The organism is Marinobacter sp. S0848L, from assembly GCF_023016065.1.
GTDB lineage: Bacteria > Pseudomonadota > Gammaproteobacteria > Pseudomonadales > Oleiphilaceae > Marinobacter.
Window position 1 is genome coordinate 1 of sequence record NZ_JALKAQ010000015.1, and the last position, 18,396, is coordinate 18,396.

General features: G+C 54.3%; 13 protein-coding genes, 1 tRNA gene and 2 riboswitches. Of the genes, 11 read left to right on the plus strand and 3 right to left on the minus strand.

What is annotated here, in order from left to right:
* The first annotated feature begins 7 nt into the window (after positions 1-7).
* The 4 genes from MWU64_RS14290 to MWU64_RS14305 all read left to right on the plus strand — a co-directional run bounded on the left by MWU64_RS14290 (position 8) and on the right by MWU64_RS14305 (position 4,151).
* Positions 8-84, plus strand: a tRNA-Met gene (locus tag MWU64_RS14290).
* A 149-nt stretch (positions 85-233) separates the two neighbouring features.
* Positions 234-320: riboswitch (glycine riboswitch) on the plus strand.
* Positions 321-419, plus strand: a riboswitch (glycine riboswitch). It abuts the riboswitch before it with no gap.
* Between the two features lie 22 nt (positions 420-441).
* Positions 442-1,062: a trimeric intracellular cation channel family protein gene (locus MWU64_RS14295; RefSeq protein WP_247065055.1), complete on the plus strand. Its 621-nt coding sequence runs from the start codon at positions 442-444 to the stop codon at positions 1,060-1,062.
* Between the two features lie 171 nt (positions 1,063-1,233).
* A complete protein-coding gene (locus MWU64_RS14300; protein WP_247065056.1) occupies positions 1,234-2,982 on the plus strand; it encodes an alkaline phosphatase D family protein in 1,749 nt (582 codons plus the stop codon).
* Entirely contained in the window at positions 2,979-4,151 is a 1,173-nt protein-coding gene (locus MWU64_RS14305; RefSeq protein WP_247065057.1) for a metallophosphoesterase, read from the plus strand. The genes MWU64_RS14300 and MWU64_RS14305 overlap by 4 nt, the downstream gene beginning before the upstream one ends.
* A gap of 513 nt (positions 4,152-4,664) precedes the next feature.
* Here the strand turns inward: MWU64_RS14305 and MWU64_RS14310 are convergent.
* Positions 4,665-5,117, minus strand: coding sequence for an MgtC/SapB family protein (locus MWU64_RS14310; protein WP_247065058.1), 453 nt, complete (start codon positions 5,115-5,117; stop codon positions 4,665-4,667).
* Between the two features lie 263 nt (positions 5,118-5,380).
* Here MWU64_RS14310 and MWU64_RS14315 point away from each other — a divergent pair, with 263 nt between their 5' ends.
* Both MWU64_RS14315 and MWU64_RS14320 read left to right on the plus strand, forming a co-directional pair.
* Complete coding sequence (locus tag MWU64_RS14315; protein ID WP_247065059.1) at positions 5,381-6,688, plus strand: hypothetical protein; 1,308 nt, start codon at positions 5,381-5,383, stop codon at positions 6,686-6,688.
* Between the two features lie 36 nt (positions 6,689-6,724).
* Positions 6,725-9,208 (plus strand): neutral/alkaline non-lysosomal ceramidase N-terminal domain-containing protein, encoded by a 2,484-nt coding sequence (locus MWU64_RS14320; RefSeq protein ID WP_247065060.1) that lies wholly within the window; start codon positions 6,725-6,727, stop codon positions 9,206-9,208.
* Positions 9,209-9,232: 24 nt separating this feature from the next.
* Here the strand turns inward: MWU64_RS14320 and MWU64_RS14325 are convergent, their stop codons facing one another.
* Positions 9,233-10,171 (minus strand): sensor domain-containing diguanylate cyclase, encoded by a 939-nt coding sequence (locus MWU64_RS14325; RefSeq protein WP_247065061.1) that lies wholly within the window; start codon positions 10,169-10,171, stop codon positions 9,233-9,235.
* A gap of 269 nt (positions 10,172-10,440) precedes the next feature.
* On the opposite strand from MWU64_RS14325, the gene MWU64_RS14330 reads away from it, so the two are divergent.
* A complete protein-coding gene (locus MWU64_RS14330) occupies positions 10,441-12,324 on the plus strand; it encodes a monovalent cation:proton antiporter-2 (CPA2) family protein (RefSeq protein ID WP_247065062.1) in 1,884 nt (627 codons plus the stop codon).
* Between the two features lie 16 nt (positions 12,325-12,340).
* Here MWU64_RS14330 and MWU64_RS14335 read toward each other — a convergent pair whose 3' ends face one another.
* Positions 12,341-12,493: a hypothetical protein gene (locus MWU64_RS14335; RefSeq protein ID WP_247065063.1), complete on the minus strand. Its 153-nt coding sequence runs from the start codon at positions 12,491-12,493 to the stop codon at positions 12,341-12,343.
* 352 nt (positions 12,494-12,845) lie between these two features.
* Here MWU64_RS14335 and sstT point away from each other — a divergent pair, with 352 nt between their 5' ends.
* The 4 genes from sstT to MWU64_RS14355 are packed head-to-tail and all read left to right on the plus strand — an operon-like array spanning position 12,846 to position 18,367.
* Positions 12,846-14,075, plus strand: a complete 1,230-nt coding sequence (sstT, locus tag MWU64_RS14340; protein ID WP_247065064.1) for a serine/threonine transporter SstT — start codon at positions 12,846-12,848, stop codon at positions 14,073-14,075.
* A complete protein-coding gene (locus MWU64_RS14345; RefSeq protein WP_247065065.1) occupies positions 14,075-14,584 on the plus strand; it encodes a shikimate kinase in 510 nt (169 codons plus the stop codon). The genes sstT and MWU64_RS14345 overlap by 1 nt, the downstream gene beginning before the upstream one ends.
* 37 nt (positions 14,585-14,621) lie before the next feature.
* Positions 14,622-15,743 carry a DNA repair exonuclease gene (locus tag MWU64_RS14350; protein WP_247065066.1) on the plus strand — a complete coding sequence of 374 codons (1,122 nt, stop codon included), beginning with the start codon at positions 14,622-14,624 and terminating at the stop codon, positions 15,741-15,743.
* The gene (locus MWU64_RS14355; RefSeq protein ID WP_247065067.1) at positions 15,740-18,367 is read left to right on the plus strand and encodes an AAA family ATPase; all 2,628 of its coding nucleotides are present in this window, start codon (positions 15,740-15,742) and stop codon (positions 18,365-18,367) included. The genes MWU64_RS14350 and MWU64_RS14355 overlap by 4 nt, the downstream gene beginning before the upstream one ends.
* Positions 18,368-18,396 lie beyond the last annotated feature (29 nt).

The window sequence follows — 18,396 nt, forward strand, 5'->3', positions numbered from 1 at the left end:
AGTTTGATGCGGGGTGGAGCAGTCTGGTAGCTCGTCGGGCTCATAACCCGAAGGTCGTTGGTTCGAATCCAGCCCCCGCTACCATATAAAAGAAAGGCAGATCAGTAGCTTACTGGTCTGCCTTTTTGCGTTTGGGATGGGGAGAAAATGGCCGCGATCCATTTTCCCGTTCATGGCATTTCCTTTCCTGTTGTCTGAATCGCTCGACGGCTTACCTGCACCTATTTATAATGCGCCGCTCCGCAGGAGAGTGGGCTAGCTAGCCCCGCCGAAGGCGCAACCTCCCATAAACGCTCAGGCACATGTACTGCGGGCATCGTTCAAAGCCGTCTGGAGAGAGGCTGCCAAGGCAGTCCACCGAAGGGGCAAGCAGAACCATGTTCTGTAAACTCTCAGGTATCAGGGACAGGGGGAGAGGCAACATGAATGCAGGAGCCCTGTATGTTGACCTCTATCTACATGATAGCGATTACCGCTGAAGCCATGTCTGGCGCCCTGGCCGCGGGCCGGCGGAATATGGATTTGTTCGGTGTCGCAGTGATCGCGTTTTTTACCGCCCTGGGCGGCGGGACCGTTCGCGACATCCTTCTGGGTAACTTTCCTGTGACCTGGACTCAGCATCCCCGCTATATCTACATGACCATTGCCGGTGGCCTGGTGACGGTTGTGATTGCGCGTTTCATGCGCCACCTCAACCAGCTTTTTCTCGTTCTGGATGCTGTCGGACTGGTGGCCTTTACGGTCATCGGGTGTAATGTCGCGCTGAGTTTGGGGTATGACACCGTTGTTGTTGTGATGGCTGGCATTACCACGGGCATCTTTGGCGGTATTATTCGAGACATTATGTGCAACCGGACTCCGCAGGTGTTGCGTCATGAGCTCTACGCAAGTGTTTCTTTGATTGTCGCTTTGCTCTACTTATTTTTAGTTCAGCAAGGCGTGAGTGAAAACATTACGCTGCTCGCGGCCTTCAGTCTTGGCCTTTTGGTGCGCATGGCGGCCATTCGCTGGAATGTTTCACTGCCAGTGTTCAATTACTCCCAAGACCGCTGGGCGGAATAGCTTTAAATCGCCTCACGCACGACCTTATTGGCCGAAGAGCATCCTGACCTCGTCTTAGCTGCCATATCGAAAAACGTGACATAAGTTCACATTACCCGCGCTCGAGTCATAAAGCTGACACATGTTCACGTCATGCTTTCGGCCAATCGAAATCGTCGCGGGAGTTTTTTGATGAAGCGCAGAGATTTTTTGGTAAAAAGTAGCGCCGCCGGGGTATCGCTGGTGGCGTTATCAGCCTGTAATGGTGCTGGGTCCGGGGGAGAAGAAGTAGTTACTGCCACTTCTGACGGCAATGCCGGAGGTTCGGGTTTAGCCGGAACGTCGGGGCTCGCAAAACCGGCTATGCCGGAATGGGGTGGGCCATCACCTTTTCAGCACAGTGTTGCTAGTGGCGATCCGCTGGCTCGACAGGTGATTTTATGGACCCGGATTACAGCTGAAGGGTTGGACGAAGTGCCTGTTATTGTTCGTGTATCACGAGATCCTGAGTTTAGCGATGTGGTATACGAAGGCGTGGGTTATGCCCGGTCGCAAGCGGATTACACCGTCAAAATCGACGCGATGCTCCCCGAAGCGAATACCACATGGTTCTATCAATTTGAGTCTCTCGGGTACTTCTCGGCAATAGGGCGAACCAAAACAACCGCCCACGGTGATCAGTCGGTGGAGCATTTACGATTGGCGGTCATGGCCTGCGCAAACTATTCCTATGGCTACTTCAACGCCTATCGAAAAGTCGCTTTTCGTCGTGATCTGGATGCGGTGCTGTTTCTGGGGGATTACATCTATGAATATGGCCCGGGTGAGTATGGTGATCCTGAGGTAGAGGCACTTCGACCGCTCGATCCTCCCCATGGAATCGTTACGCTGTCCGACTATCGGCGCCGTTACGCCCTCAACCGTACCGATCAAGATCTTCAGGAATGTCATCGTCAGCACCCTTTTATTTGTGTGTGGGATGACCATGAGTTTGCGGATAACACCTGGTCTGATGGGGCGGCCAACCATAACGAGGGTGAAGGCGATTTCAGTGACCGTAAGCGCGCCGCAGTTCAGGCCTATTACGAATGGATGCCTATAAGGCCTGTCTTGCCGGACCGGCAGGTGCGTATCTACCGGTCGTTCGAGTTTGGTCAGCTTGCTTCGCTGATGATGCTGGATACCCGTCTGATCGGCCGCGATCAACAAACCGATTCCCCGGTCACGGCTCGTGATCGAAACCGCTCTCTGCTAGGGGATGACCAGCAGAATTGGCTGTTCGAACAGTTGGAGCATTCTCAAACCCGTGGTGCCCAGTGGCATTTGCTGGGCCAGCAGGTGATGTTGGCGCCGCTCACTCTGGGCGCCCTGCCAGATACGGCCAACCTAGATTTGGGCGGCGGTGCGCAGGTGAATTACGACCAGTGGGATGGATACGAAACCAGTCGTCGCGCACTGTTGGGGCGTATTGAGGCGATGGGCTTGGATAATGCCGTCGTGTTGACGGGGGATATTCACTCGTCATGGGCGATGGATGTGAGTCTCGACCCCGGTAACTGGTTCGCCTATAACCGCTTCACCGGTGAAGGTTCCATAGCGGTTGAGTTCGTTACCCCGGCTGTTTCATCTCCTGGCGCACCGACCAAAGGAATATCGGATCTGGCCAAAGCATTTCTTATTCCGGCGAACCCACACATCAAATGGCTCGACTTCTACCATCGGGGTTACATGATTTTGGATGTCACTCCAGAGCGCTGCCAAGCTGACTGGTTCCATTTGGAAACGGTGTCTGAGCCCAGCAATCAAGAGCACTTTGCGATGGGTTGGTATACCGCAAGCGGAGATAACCACATTCAGGCGAGTAAAGTTCCCTGTGCACCCAAGCACAATGCCCCGCCATTAGCGCCCGAACACAACGTGCAACAGGAGGCTCTGGCATGAGTAACGATCGTCGCGCATTTTTGCGCCAGTTGTTAATTGGTGGTGCCAGTGTTTCAGCGTTGGCCGCATGTGGAGGGCAGGGCGGTTCCGAGGGTGGGGAGGATTTGCCTGACGATCCGCCAAAGGTAAACCCGGAGCCCGATGAGCCGCCCGTCGAGTCAGGGGGAGTAAAGGGTACTGAGTCGATGAGTTTTATTGCTATCGGCGACATGGGTACGGGTAATATTGGTCAGTACCATGTGGCTGAAGCAATGCGGCAGATTATCGAGGCCCAAGGATGTGATTTTGTTCTCGGTGCGGGAGACAACATCTACGAAGATGGCGTCACCTCCGTTGATGACAACGGTTTTCTGGACAGCTTTGAGTATCCGTATCAGAACTTGGATGTGCCCTTTTATATGTGCCTTGGAAATCATGATTGTGCCAGCACCATATTCGGTGGTGGTTCTGATAACCAGCGTGGCGACTACCAAGTAGATTACCATTACAGCGACAAGAGGTATTCCACAAAGTGGCGGATGCCAGCTCGTTTTTACAAAGAGTCCTTTGGAAAGCTGGCCCAGGAAAAGCCGTTTCTGGACCTGTTCGTGGTGGATTCCAATCCGTTGACCAGCTTTTACATCGATTTTGATGAGCGGTTCAACTGGAAGAATTATGGCTATCCTCAGCAGTTATGGATGAAAGAGGCTGTTAATGAGAGTGAAGCCCATTGGAAGATCGCCATGAGTCATGTGCCCTACCTTTCAAACGGTAAGCATGGCAATGCCGGGAATCTGGATGAAGGGATGCGGGTGATCTTCAGTAACCCGGATGCGGATGGGCAGCGCTATAAGCTGTTCTTGGAAGAGGCGTTCAGCCATAAGATAGATATGCTGGTAACCGGTCACGATCACTCTTTGCAATGGATTAAGCCGGTAGAAAGCATGGGGCCTGCGCATATTATCGTTTCTGGAGCCGGTGGCAAATCGGATAAATTCCAAGATCCAGAGCGCAACCCGACCCATTATCAGGCAGAGAATGAGCTGGGTTTTGTGTGGGTTCACCTGACGGAAGAGCGCATGCTGTTGGAGTTCTATCTCGTCAACGAAGACACTGGCGAATTTCGCTTGGGTTATTCTCGAGAGGAGACTAAGCCTGTGCAGGAGGTTGCGGCACCCACGCCTGCGTGAGGTGCCGTTCGGGGGCCGGGTGTTTGCCCGGCCCATGCCATTTTAAGCAATTTGTTTATAATTTTGTTCACTAAAAAAATTCCATAAGAGTATATTTGAGATAAGGCATTGCTGGTGGTTCGTAAAAGTCTTTTTAGACCTTTGAGTTCCTCAAGTCGGCATACACACCCTGAGACGTTCGCCTCTGCCCTGATTCTGTATATCTAGTTTTTGCATCAGTTTTGCAGTTCTTCATCTCAAGCAACCTTTGCGAACTGATCGCCAACGGCCTCGGGCATCGAGCGATCCAAACGATCAAACGAAGTCAGAACCAGCTTTGGTGCGGATATGAGAATCTGTGTGAGGAAAAACTGGCCGCGCAAGACTTCGTTGAATTGTGTGATCGTTATTCAGGGATTTTCCTGAGCGACGTGCCGCGGCTGTCTGGGGGAGTGTGGCAAGCGGCCATAGCCCGGGGCACCGAAGATGGTGCGACTCAGGTCGTGGCCGGTAAGTCTTCTTTAGAGCGTTCTCTTAGTCTTCGATTACCTCTCGTTCGAACCTGCCCAAAATAACCACCGTGACAAGTGCAAACCCCGTTAGCAAGCCGGCCAGCACCAAGGTGCCAAGCCCGCAGGCTACGCCTAGGGCCCCTGCAATCCAGATGGATGCGCCTGTGGTAATGCCCTGAACTTTGCCGCGGCTTTGTATGATGCAGCCAGCCCCCAAAAAGCCAATGCCGCCCACCACGCCTTCTACGATGCGAGTGGGGTCTATCCGGGCGGAAGGGTCACCTTCCGCCGTTGCCAGCAGAATGTGCATTCCCATCATGATGAAGGCAGAAGCCCCTAAAGACACCAGTATGTGAGATCGCAGCCCTGCGGGCTTGCCTCGTAACTCTCGTTCAAGGCCAAGTACGAAGGCAAGTCCTGCGGCCGAAAGCAGGCGAATGGTCATATCCAGCAGAGAAATTTCGCTCTCGTCCATAGTCGTCTCCGGAAATGAAAAGATGTGTTCATCTTGGAAAGAATAGCAGTTCCGGTTTGAAACGTTTGGGGTGTGCTTTCAAGGCCTTGGAGGGCGTCTAAATGCCGTTCGTTGGCCGAATTGACGTTTTTGCCGGTGGCGGCGTCATTTCTGCCATAGGCGAAAATGTGACGACGTACTCATAATGCAATGCGACGGACTATCACGTTTCTCAGTGGTGCCGGCACAAAACAACAAAAGATAAAAAACACGGAGCCCTTATAATGCGTTTAACTGCCCCGCTAACACTGCTTTTCATGGCACTGATACTCGCCGGCTGCATGGGTGAAAACGACAGTGCGGGTGAAAGTAAAGGCTCCGCAGAGCCCCAGAATTCCACGGTTCAAACCGAGCCCGAGAGTGAACCTTCAGTGACCGTGCCCGTCGAGGATGGCGCCAACCCTGTGGTATTCGTTGGCAGCAACTGGGACGGGGTTATCGATGTCATTGACGGCGAAAGCTACGTAAAGATCGGCCGCATCAACGGCATTCCGGACAAAGACGAGCGGATGCGGGAAATTTGGCTTAATCCGATCAAGCTGGCTGCTTTTCATGGCATCGCACTGTTGATCGGGGAGGGGCATAACCAATACGTCGATGACATGTACAGCACCCGCAACGGGGAGTTGTTGATTGTTTCCCGGCCGAGCTTTGCGGATGTGGTCGCCATTGATATTGCCTCAAACGACATCGTCTGGCGGTTTGAGGTTGACGGTATTCGCTCTGACCACATGGCGTTGTCTCCGGATGGCACAGAGGTGGCGGTCTCTGCTTCAACGGGCAAGGTTGTGCACATTCTCGATGTGTGGACCGGCGAAGAAAAAGCCCGTTTTCCAACCGGTAACTCCCCTCATGAAAACGTGTACTCGAAGGACGGCAAAAAAATTTATCACGCCAGTATCGGGCATGTGTTCACCGCGGCCGACCGTGGGGCACTTAAGAACATAAAAGGCGAGCGCATCTTTAAAGTAGTGGATACGGAGACTTGGGAAGATATTAAAAGCTTCGATATCAGTGAGAAACTGGCGGATGCGGGCTACCCCGACATGAGCCCGGCCATTCGTCCCATGGCGCACACCGAGGATGAAAAGTTCTTCTATTTCCAGCTTTCGTTCTTTCATGGATTTGTCGAATACGATATGGAAAACGACAAAATTACCCGAGTCGCGCACCTTCCCAACCAGGTTCCCAACTTACCGGTCGAGCTTTACGTAAATGACTCCGCACATCACGGCATCTCCATGGGCGGCGGTGACGAAAAACTGTGCGTTGCCGGCACCATGAGTGACTACGTGGCCATCGTTGATCGCGAAACCTTTGAATATGAATTGTTGGAAGGCCTGGGTGAGAAGCCTTACTGGATCACCCGCGACGCGTCGGGCGAGAACTGCTTTGTGTCCTGGAGTGGCACCGATCAGATGTCGGTGATCAACATTGAGCGAGCCGAGGAAGTGGTTCGAGTCGATGTTGGTGACCATCCACAGCGTATCCGTGAAGGCAGTGTGCCCGATGGCTGGACCACACCGTTCTGAACCCCGAAGCACTGGTAACAATTTACAGGAAATTCCATGAACAACTATAACGTCCGTTACGCATCTCGTTACCTGGGGGTGGCCCTTGTCAGTGTGGCTTTAATGGCTTGCGGGGGCGATCAAAGCAGCTCCGAAGACGCCTCTCCAGCGACGACTCCGTCTGAGCCAGAGTCATCGGTTGACGTTGGGCCGAGCGAGGCATTTTTCGCAAAACCTGAACTGGCACAGTGTGTGATCGACAGCCCGTTGCGAGACATCGGCAATGGCATGGATGCGCCTTCGGTGACGAATTCTGAAGCTATGGCCGCGCAGGTTATGGCCCAAGACGCCATCGGGGCGTGCGCCGCCAATCAGGAATTCCGGTTTGGCAGTGGGTTGTCAGACATTACCGGCCCCGTTGCTCTGAAAAGCGGCGCGGGCTGGGAAGATACCGGGCAGGTGATGCATGGTTTGCATCAGCGCCAATATGCCCGGGCGTTCGCCATAGAGTCGCCCTGTAACGGCAAACGAGTGATGTTTGTGTCAGCCGACATCGGCTTAATGTGGGGCTCTATTCGTAATGGCGTACTTGAAGCTTTGGCAGAAGATTCTGAGCTGGCCGCCAAATACACGGCTGAGAACCTCATGCTGTCCGCCACGCATACCCACAACGGCCCCGCCGGGTATGCGCACCACGAAGCCGGTAACGCATTGCACTTAGGGTTCGATTCTCTGGTCTATAAAACCATCGTCAATGGCATTGTGGATGCCATCGATCGAGCGCATCGAAATATCGAAGCCAATGACCAGACAGCACCGATCGAAATGGCCGTAGGCGAGTTGTTGAACACCAACATCAACCGGTCACGCCCGGCCTATGCCATGAACCCCGAGCAGGAGCGGCAGCAATACCTGAATATCCGGGGCGAAGAGGTGGATGTGGACAAAACCATGGTGCAACTGAACCTTCGCCGCAGAAGCGGTAGCCCGGTGGGTGTGATTAACTGGTTTGGTGTGCATCCAACGGTTATGGGGCCAGAAGTGCCTTTCGTGAGCTCCGATGTGAAAGGGTTTGCGTCGCTTGGCTTCGAAGAAATCATGGTCACGAAGTATCGGGCAGAACCGGGCGAAGACAGCTTTGTGGCGGCGTTTGCGCAAGCGGACGAAGGGGATGCGTCCCCGAACATATTTATTAACGAATTTCCGCATCCGGACCCTCGCCGGGGTGGCGGCGAAACCCCCATGGATTCGAACGCCATTTCCGGAACCAAACAACTGGCTCGTGCGCTTGAACTTTGGCAGGAAGGCCGGTCGTTGTCGGGCGGGGTGGATTACCGGTTGATGCATGTTCAGATGAACAAGATTACCGTCACCGATCCGAACGTTCTTTCCCGACTTGAGCATCCGCCGGAACTGGATGAGCCTAAAAAGCAAACCTGTAATGCCGCCCTAGGTGTGTCGTTTCCGGCCGGCGCGGAAGATGGGCCGGGGCCCATTAGTCAGGAAGGCTTAACCTGCAGCGCCTCACCCGAGCTGTTGCGCAGCGCCGCTGAGGACTTTTCCGGGTTAACCGAAATGGCCATGCCACTGAAGCTGGTCAGTGACCTGTTGTTGTGCAACGTGCAGCATTTACCCGTGCTGGGGCTCGGGTGCCATGCTGAAAAACCTATCTTGCTTCCCACCAACCTGGGTGAAATTGCGGGGGGGCTACCGAACAAGGTAGCCGGATTGCTGGGCTTAACCTCTAATTTCGAGCCAGCGGTGCATCCGTTGCAGATATTCCAGCTTGGCAATTTGGCATTGGTCGGTTTGCCATGGGAAGTCACCACCATGTCAGCCCGGCGTATAAGGAATATGGTTCAGGAAGAGTTGGCGCCGGTAGGCGTTGATACCGTGGTGATTGCCGGGCTCGTGAATGGTTACGTGCATTATTTGACCACCCGGGAAGAATACGCCAGCCAACAATACGAGGGCGCTTCAAACACGTTTGGCCCCTGGAGTCTTGCGGCCGTGATGCAGGAACTCTATAAGTTAACGGATTCGATGGTGCGGGGTACGGTTTTACCGGTTGGGCCGGAGTTACCAAAAGTGACGCCCGTGCTCCGCAGGCTTCCCTACATCCCCAGCGATAGCCCCGGTGAACAAGCGTTCGGAACCGTGCTTGCAGATGTGCCGGCGATCGCCGCACCGGGTGATGAGATCTCTGCCCGCTTTCAGGCCAGCCACCCCCGTAACGATTTGATGTTGAACGACAGTTATGCGTATGCAGAACGCCTCAACGAGGATGGCAATTGGGAAGTGGTGGCAACAGACCGTTCGCCAAATCTTTTATACACCTGGCATCCGAAATTCTTGCCTCCGTTTACCATGGAGCTGCCTTATACCGGCGCATCGGAAGCGTCAGTGAACTGGAACTTGCCAAGAAATCTGAAACCCGGCACTTATCGCCTCAGAACGAAAGGTGTCGCAAAGCCGGGCGGTGCCTGGGAGGGTGTGAGTGGCGCCTTTGAAGTGGCTGGAGCAAGCGAAGCGTGTCCGTAGAGCTTGCGTGAACTGGGGGCAGAGTTAGCCGGTAGAGTCGGTGGTCGACAACGCGTTTTGCGATACCGTACAGTTTCGCCCGGCGGCTTTGCCCTGATACAGAACGTTGTCTGCTCTTTTCATTAGCGAATCGTATGAATTATCGGTCGGTAGGAATGTGGCTACCCCCATGGTGGCGGTGGCCCTGAAGCTTACCTCATCGAGTTCAAATTCGGTTTGTTCGATCATTTTACGTATGCGTTCGGCGAGCGTTTCGGCATCTCCCAGATTCGTATTCGGGAGAATAATCGCAAATTCTTCTCCGCCAATGCGGCACCCGACGTCCAGTGGCCGTAGCTCCCGGCGCACCAGTTTTGCCGTGGTGGTGAGCACCAAATCGCCAGCGGCGTGGCCGTATTGATCATTGATGTGTTTGAAGTGATCAAAATCGAACATAATCACGGAGGTGGGCAGCCCCCAGCGAACGTATCCTGAAAGCTGTGCGTTTAGCTGAGTTCTGAAGTGTTTCCGGTTATAAAACCCAGTCATTTCGTCAGTTAGTGATTCTAGCGTCAGTCGCGCTTCTAACTCGCGCTGGTAGGTCACATCTCTAACCAATGCCATGGCTACTTTTACACCGTCTAAAACGATGGTGTTGATCATGATATCAACCGGCACTTCTTGCCCGTTGGAGCGCATGCCGGAAAAACGTTTTTCTTCGACCATAGGGCGCAGCACCGGTTTTTTAAAGTAACCATCGACGTGGTTTCGGTGGGCGTTGCGCAATGGTATGGGGATGATGGTGCTTAAATCTGCACCGTTCAGATCGTGCACAGCATAACCAAACATTTGGCTCGCGAGGCCGTTCACAAGAACGATTTTATGGTTCTTGTCAACAATAACTACCGCATTCGGCAACGACTCGATAAACGGCAACAGGAGATCGGATGTTGTGGTGAGCGGCGCATTATTGTTGGCTGGCATGGGCAGCTGTACCGGGTTGGGGAACCGTAAATATATGTACTCTTGAAGTATATATCGCGAACCTTTGAAATCCTATTCATTTCTATTGAAGCTTTAGATCGGTCTACGGTGAACTCGATATTTTGATGCAGCGCATCGGGACATCCAATGAAGAAAACACCGATAAGGCTCTGGTTTGGCGAACCTTTGGGCGTATAGTATTGCTAGTTTTTAGGAAAGTGAATAGTTTTGCTCGGTTATTAAAACCATAACGTGGTGGCCCTCAACCAATGACCTCTTATTTCATTCAGGCGTTTATCTATCTCTTGGCAGCCGTGATTGCGGTGCCCCTGGCCAAGCGACTCGGGCTGGGTTCTGTGCTGGGTTACCTGGTGGCCGGTGTGGTGATTGGCCCGGTATTTGGGCTTGTTGGGCAGGAAACGACCACTATTCAGCACTTCGCTGAGTTCGGCGTGGTCATGATGCTGTTTCTGATCGGGATGGAGATCGATCCGAAGGCGCTCTGGGCAATGAAAGTGCGATTGCTGGGGCTGGGTGGCTTGCAGGTGGTGTTAACGGCAATGGTCGGCATGGCAATAGCTTGGTGGGTGGGGCTTGTCTGGCAGACCGCTTTAACAATCGGCCTCATTTTCGCGTTATCGTCGACCGCGATTGTGCTGCAAACCCTGGATGAAAAGGGATTGACCAAAACAGAAGGCGGCCGCAACACGTTCTCGGTTCTGCTGTTTCAGGATATAGCTGTTATTCCGATGTTGGCGCTGATTCCCTTGCTGGCGCTGCCGAGCCTCATGGGTGGCGACGATTCAGTCTCTCATGCAGAATCCGGCCTGAGTCTGGTCGCACATCTGCCTGGGTGGGGGCATGCCCTGGTTGTGGTAGGGGCCGTTGGTGTTGTGATCGTTGGTGGTTATTACCTGAGCAGGCCACTGTTTCGTTACGTGGTGCAGTCAGGGCTGCGTGAGGTGTTCACGGCCACTGCGTTGATGTTGGTCATCGGCATTGCTGCTCTTATGAGTTTGGTGAATTTGTCACCCGCCTTAGGGGCGTTTCTGGCCGGAGTGGTGTTGGCCAACAGTGAGTTCCGGCATGAGTTGGAGGCGAACATTGAGCCATTTAAAGGGCTGTTGCTGGGTTTGTTCTTCATAACCGTGGGTGCCGGTATCAATTTCGATGTGTTGGCGGCCGAATGGGGCACGGTTTTATCGCTTGGAGTCGCGGTGATAGTCGGCAAAGCTCTGGTATTGTTGGTGCTTGCACAGTTGTTCGGAATCCGCAGCAGTAACGGCTGGCTGTTTACTCTGGGCCTTGCGCAAGCCGGCGAGTTTGGCTTCGTGCTGCTTACCTACAGTGTCCAAAATAACGTAATTTCTCCGGATGTTTCCCAGATTCTGTCGCTGGTCGTCGCGCTGTCCATGTTCCTCACGCCGCTGCTATTCATTGCTTATGACTACATGGTATTACCCCGTTACCGGCGCTCTGAAAGCAGTGAGCCAGAGGCCGATACAATTGACGAGGAAGCTCCGGTTATCGTTGCGGGCGTGGGACGCTTTGGCCAAATTGTGTGTCGTTTGCTGCGAGCTAATAATGTTCCCATTGTGGTGCTCGATCACGAGCTTGAGCAGATCGAGAACGTTCGCCAGATCAATATCAAGAGCTTCTTTGGAGATGCTAGCCGGCCCGATCTGCTGGAGAAATCCGGCATTGCGAAAGCGCGCCTGTTGGTGGTGGCGATCGACGACCGGGAACGGGCGGTTGCTATGGTGGAGCATGTAAAACGGTTTTTTCCCGGTGTCTGGGTGCTGGCCCGGGCATTTGATCGGGGCCATGGCTATCAGCTGCGGGCAGCCGGTGCCGATGATGTTGTCAGTGAAACCTATTATTCGGCGCTCGAGCTCGGTAGCCATGCACTCACCGCCATGGGCGTGCATCCACTGAGGGCCCGGCAGATGACGTGGACCTTCGTTGATAACGAGCGCGCCCATGAAGACGAATTGTTCGAGGCCTGGAAAGAGATCGAAGAAATTATTCATTTCAGCCCAAAGTATGGCGAGTTGTTTATGAAGCTGGAAGGGGCATTGAACAATGCGATGGATCGCGAATGGGGAGAGCCCAAGCCAGAAGATGTGCCTATTTGGACACCACCCAAAACATAATAGGTGCTATGGTGAGTTATGATGCAGCGGGTAGTCGCATGATTTCTTTGGTTTTGTTGGGGTAACTTTTCGCTTCATTGACGCGGTCCGCGTATTCGCCCATGGCTTGCGCTGAGTTTGCCGAGAGTGCGAGTAAAGCATCTGCGAGAACCAGTGTGACCTTGTTCATGGTTGTTCTCCTTTTCATGCTGGGTATTGTTAGCAGGCGAAAGCCTTGTTGCTGCCATTACCTTATAGACACGCAAACGACCAGCTTGTTACACCGGAGTGTGCGTTGCCTCAAGAGGCTATCTCTGGAATAATTCGCGCATTATATGGATATACAGAAAAGTTTCGCCGCGAGGCGGAGCAGACGTGGGTACGCGTTCTTACTCTAAAAGACGCGAAACGCCCGCGATCACATAAAAGGGCAGATCAGTAACAGGCTGATCTGCCTTTTTGTTTTCTGGGTGACAGTTGTTCCGGTGGCGCATGAGTGCCGGGGAGTGCGCCCGTTTTCGAACACACAACAGGAGCTTGTTATGTCCGCTCGGCTTTACAGTATATTTCGCCCGCTTCTCCAACTGGGCCTGATTACCCAGATTGCCATCGGCATTGTTGCTGGCGTGATTCTGGCGATCTTCCTGCCAGAAATGGCCCAGTCTTTCTCATTGCTCGGCCAACTATTCATCAAAGCTCTGAAGGCGGTGGCACCGATTTTGGTGTTCGTGTTGGTGATGACGGCGATTTCAGGTCACCAAAAGGGCCAGCCCACGAACATTCAGGATGTCATCATCCTATACGGAATAGGCACGCTGGTTGCCGCACTGGTTGCGGTCGGTGCCAGCTTTGCTTTCCCGACGGAACTGGTTCTGGATATTCCGGAAGTCAGTGGCAACCCACCGGGCAGTATTGTTGAAATTCTGCACAATCTGGTGTTGAGCGCGGTGACCAACCCGGTAACGGCGCTGATGGATGCTAACTTTATTGCCATTCTCGCTTGGGCGATTGCTTTGGGCTTGATGCTGCGTCACTCCAGTGAGGCCACCCGGAATGTGCTTAGTGATATGTCCGATGCCGTCTCCGGCGTTGTGCGCATGATCATTAGCTTGGCACCGCTCGGTATTTTTGGTCTTGTGGCCAACACCCTGGCCACGGCCGGCATTGGTGCGTTGTTAGGCTTCGGGCAGCTGCTTTCGGTGATTGTTGGCTGTATGTTGTTTGTGGCGTTGGTCACCAACCCGCTGATCGTGTTTTTCAAACTGCGCCAGAACCCATATCCGCTGGTGTTTGCGTGCCTGCGCGGTAGCGCGATTACTGCCTTCTTTACTCGCAGCTCTGCCGCTAACATTCCGGTAAACCTTGAGCTCAGTGAGCGCCTGAAGCTGGACGCAGATACCTATGCCATTTCAATTCCGCTGGGTGCGACCATCAACATGGCGGGCGCAGCCATTACCATTTCCGTGATCACGTTGGCGGTGGTCAACACGTTGGGCATCCCTGTGGACTTCCCGACTGCGTTGTTGCTGTGTGTGGTGTCTGCGCTGGCGGCTTGTGGCGTATCAGGTGTGGCCGGCGGTTCGTTATTGCTGATTCCCTTGGCAACCAGTCTGTTCGGCATTCCCACCGAAGTGGCGATGCAAGCGGTGGCGATTGGCTTTGTGATTAGCGTGGTGCAAGATTCCACGGAAACGGCGTTGAACTCCTCAACAGACGTATTGTTTACCGCGACGGCCAGCCGTGCCGCTGAAGCAAAAGCAAAAGGCAAGTGATGGTAGCGGATACTCGAAACCTTGTGTTTATCGGCATGCCGGGCAGTGGTAAAAGCACCGTTGGCGTATTGGTAGCCAAGCGCCTGGGGCTTGGCTTTGTTGATACGGACCTGCTAATCCAGCAGGAGGCGGGGCGTACCCTGCAGGACATTGTCGATCAGGATGGCTACGAGGCACTGCGCCAGATTGAAGAGCAAGTGCTGCTCGGGCTCGACGTGCAGGGGCAGGTCATCAGCACCGGTGGCAGTGCTGTTTACAGTGAAAGTGCCATGAAACATCTCAAAGCCAATGGTACCGTGGTGTTTCTGGATATCCCTCTGCAGTGCGTTATTGAGCGCATCGGAGATTACAGTCTTCGGGGGATTTCCCGGCGCCCTGATCAGTCGTTGTCGGATCTGTTTGACGAGCGTTTTGCGCTGTACACACAGTACGCCGATTTGACGGTTCAAGGCGAAGGTATGAATCAGGATCAGGTGTGTGAGGCTGTGATCACAGGGCTCGGAGCCTGAAGCGCATAGATTGTCGGATTTCTCTAAGGAAGGTGGTATGCCGAGGTTTTTGCACACAGCGGACTGGCAAATGGGGCGTTCCTATAGCCGGTTTGACATCGAAGACGGCGCGGCGCTGGTAGAAGCCCGCTTCGCGGGCATTGAAAAGCTTGCCCAATTGGCCAATGAACATCAGTGCGATGCGGTGCTGGTAGCTGGCGATGTATTCGATGCCCAAACCGTTTCGGATCGCACCATTCGCCGTGTGTTTAATGCCACCAAAGGCTTTGATGGCCCTTGGGTTATGCTGCCCGGCAATCACGATGCCGCACTGGCGGAAAGTGTGTGGACCCGGGCTCAGCGATTGGGTGCTTTACCAGACAACGTGCATCTGGCGCTGGAACCCGGTGTTGTTTCCCTCGAGGCTCAGGGGCTGGCAGTACTTTGCGCGCCCCTGACGCAACGCCATACCTACGGCGACCTGACAGAGCCCTTCTCGCAATACGAAACCCCGGATGAACTGCTGCGAATCGGCCTAGCCCACGGCAGTGTTCAAGGACTGTTGTCCGATGATATTGATGCTACCAATCCGATTGCACCTGATCGTGCGGAAGTCAGCCGCTTGGACTATCTTGCGCTAGGGGACTGGCACGGCACCAAGCGAGTCAACGAACGGACCTGGTACAGCGGCACCCACGAAGCCGAACGATTCCGTAATAACGATGCGGGCAATGCCCTCATCGTCGAGATTACAGGGCCCGGCGCCATCCCCTCCGTTACTCAGGTCGTGACCGGCCGGTACCAATGGCATCAATGGCGTGAAACGCTGGCAATCGAGTCTGACCTGGAAGAGCTTCTTAACCGGCTGACCGCCTTACCGGATGCGTCGGTGGTGGATCTTCGTCTTGACGGTGCAATCACCTTAGCCTGTGAAGAACGGTTACTAGAGGCATTGTCAGTTGCAGAGGCGCGATTCCGCAGCATTCAATGCGACCGCAGTAAACTTCAGCTTGAGCCCACAGAAGATGATCTCGCCGAATTGCATGCGGATGGTTACGTCGGTGAAGTGATCGGTGAGCTTCGCCAGCGCCAACAGGAGCAACAGAGTGAGGAAGCCCGGGATGCCTTGGCGATTCTCGCGAGCTTGCTTAAAGGACGAGCGCAGGAGGGTGGCCAATGATACTTCAGAGCCTGCGCATCGAGCAGCTGCGCCAGTTCCGGAACCCTTTTGTTCTGGGCAACCTGCAGCCGGGTTTAAACCTGATACATGGCCCGAATGAGTCTGGCAAAAGTACCCTGGTCAGGGCAATCCGTGCCGCTTTTTTTGAACGTTATCGCTCAACCGCGGTGGATGATCTGCGCCCGTGGGGAGATTCTGCCGCCGCGCCGACCGTGGCGCTGGAGTTTGAACACCAAGGCGAGCTCTGGCGGCTGACCAAAAGCTTCCTGCAGCGCAAACGGTGTGACCTCACCATCGGTACTAGCAGCTTCAGTGAAGACGAGGCAGAAGAAAAGCTGGCTGAATTGCTGGGCTATCAGTACCCCAAGCGCGGTGCCAGCAAAGCCGAGCACTGGGGGATCCCCGGTTTGCTATGGGTGGAGCAGGGTACCGGGCAGGATTTGGAGCAATCGGTTGAGCATGCCGGGGATCATCTGAAATCGGCTCTGAATTCTCTTGTTGGCGAGGTAGCCAGTTCTGGTGGTGATGAGGTTATTGAAGTGGTTCGCGCTCAGCGCAACCAGCTTCTGACCGGCACCGGAAAGCCGCGCGGTGAATACGCACAATTGGATAAAGATTGTTTGGCGTTCGAACAGACGATTGGTGAACTCAAAGAGCGCATCCTGCGGTATCAGGAACAGGTAGACCGTTTGGGAAAGCTCACCCGGGATTACGAACGTACTGAAGCGGAGCGCCCGTGGGAAGAAGTGCAGCGGCAGCTGGAACAAACTCAAGCGCGCTACCAACAAGTTCAGCAGTTGGAACAGCTGCAGGCTCAGGAGAAAGAAACGCTCGGTCAGTTGCTGCAGAGCCGGCGTTTGCTTGAGCAAAACAAAGAGTATCAGGAAAACGTGGGTCGGCAGCTGGCGGCACGCAAAGTCGAGTTGGATAAAGCGCAAGCCGATCTGCACAGGCTGGAACTGCAAAAGCCAGCGTCTGAGGCGCGGTTGCGCGACGCTAAGGCGGCTTATGAAACCGCTGCACAGCAAGTAAAACAAGCGCGTTTTCAGGAAGCCCGAACGCGACTGGCACAGGACGTAAGGCGATTGGAGCAGCGTATTCAAAGCCTGACACAAAATCTTGCCAAGGCCAGCGACTATCAGCAACAGCTTGAGCAAGCGCGCCTGCAGGCGCGGGAGAACCGGATTGATGCGGCCGAGGTAAAACGCCTTAAGACGGCGGAGCATCAATTGAGCGAGGCAACAATCCGTTCAAGCGCGATAGCGACGCGCTTTAGCTGGGATTTGGAGCCAGAACGTTCGGTTATTCTGGACGGCGATACTCTGAAAAATCAGGGTGAGCAGCAGTTGTTGGAAGAATCCAGTGTGGTGATTCCCGGGGTGGGTAAGCTGGGTATTACCCCGGGCGGCGAATCTTTGGCCAGTACCCGACGCACTCTCGCGACCTTACAGCAAACTGTCGCCGAGCTGCGCGCCTCCTTGGGTGTGGATTCGGTGGTATCTGCGGAGGAGCGGTTGTCGGCGTTTGAAAAAGCCGGTCGAGCGCAGCAGCACGCCGAAGAGTTGCTCAAATCGGTTGCACCTTCGGGTATGGACCCTTTGGTGATCGAACAACGTGAAGCACAGCGGGAATTGGAAGCTGCCAAAGAACAGTTGTCGGCTACACCCAATCCGGATGCTTCTATGGAGACGCCTGATCTGGCCACGGCCGACGTTGCGTTTGAGCGTGCCGCGGCTGCGTTAACGGTTGCAGAATCGGAAGATCAGGAGCATCGCACCGCACTGATGTCGGCTCAACAAGCCCGCGACACGGCGCAAGCAGAGTGGCAGCGGCTTGCCGACGAAGAGCAAAGCCCTGAGCGCCAGCAACAGTTGAAACAAATTGCGGAGGAATTGCTTGGTTTAGAGCAGAAAGCCAAGACACTTGAGCAAAGGCTGGAAAGCCGTTCCCGAGAAATCCTCGAGGCCCGCCCGGATCTGTTAAAGCAAGATATCGAGCGCTATCACAGCACCGTCAACAACCTTCGCCAAACCCACGAGGATCGCGGACGTGAGCTTCGGGATATTAAGGTCCGCTTAGAAGCTTGGGGTGCGGAAGGGTTAGAGGAGCAGCTTAATAATCAAGAGGCGGAGCTGGAATGGTGCAATCGCCGCTATCAAGAGCTACACCGTCGTGCGCAAGCGTTAGACCTGCTGTTGAACATGCTGACAGAGAAACGGCAAGCGTTGACGCGGCGCCTGCAAGCACCGCTACAGAAGCACCTGGATCACTACTTATCCGTGTTGTTTCCCCAAGCGACTCTCGAGGTGGATGAGCAGCTGCGCCCCGGAACGTTCACGCGAGGCTCTGAACTTGGCCAGGTGACGGAGTTGAGCTTTGGGGCCCGCGAGCAGATGGGCTTAATCAGTCGTTTGGCTTATGCAGATTTGCTGCGCGAAGCCGGCCGTCCAACTTTGGTCATACTGGATGACACGCTTGTTCACAGCGATGAAGAGCGGCTGGACGACATGAAACGTATTCTGTTCGATGCTGCCACGCGCCATCAGATACTGCTATTCACCTGTCATCCTGAAAAGTGGCAAGACCTTGGCGTACCGCCGGTGGATATCCAGGCGCTGAAATAGCCTGCTACGCTTACTCGAGGTGCAGCAAG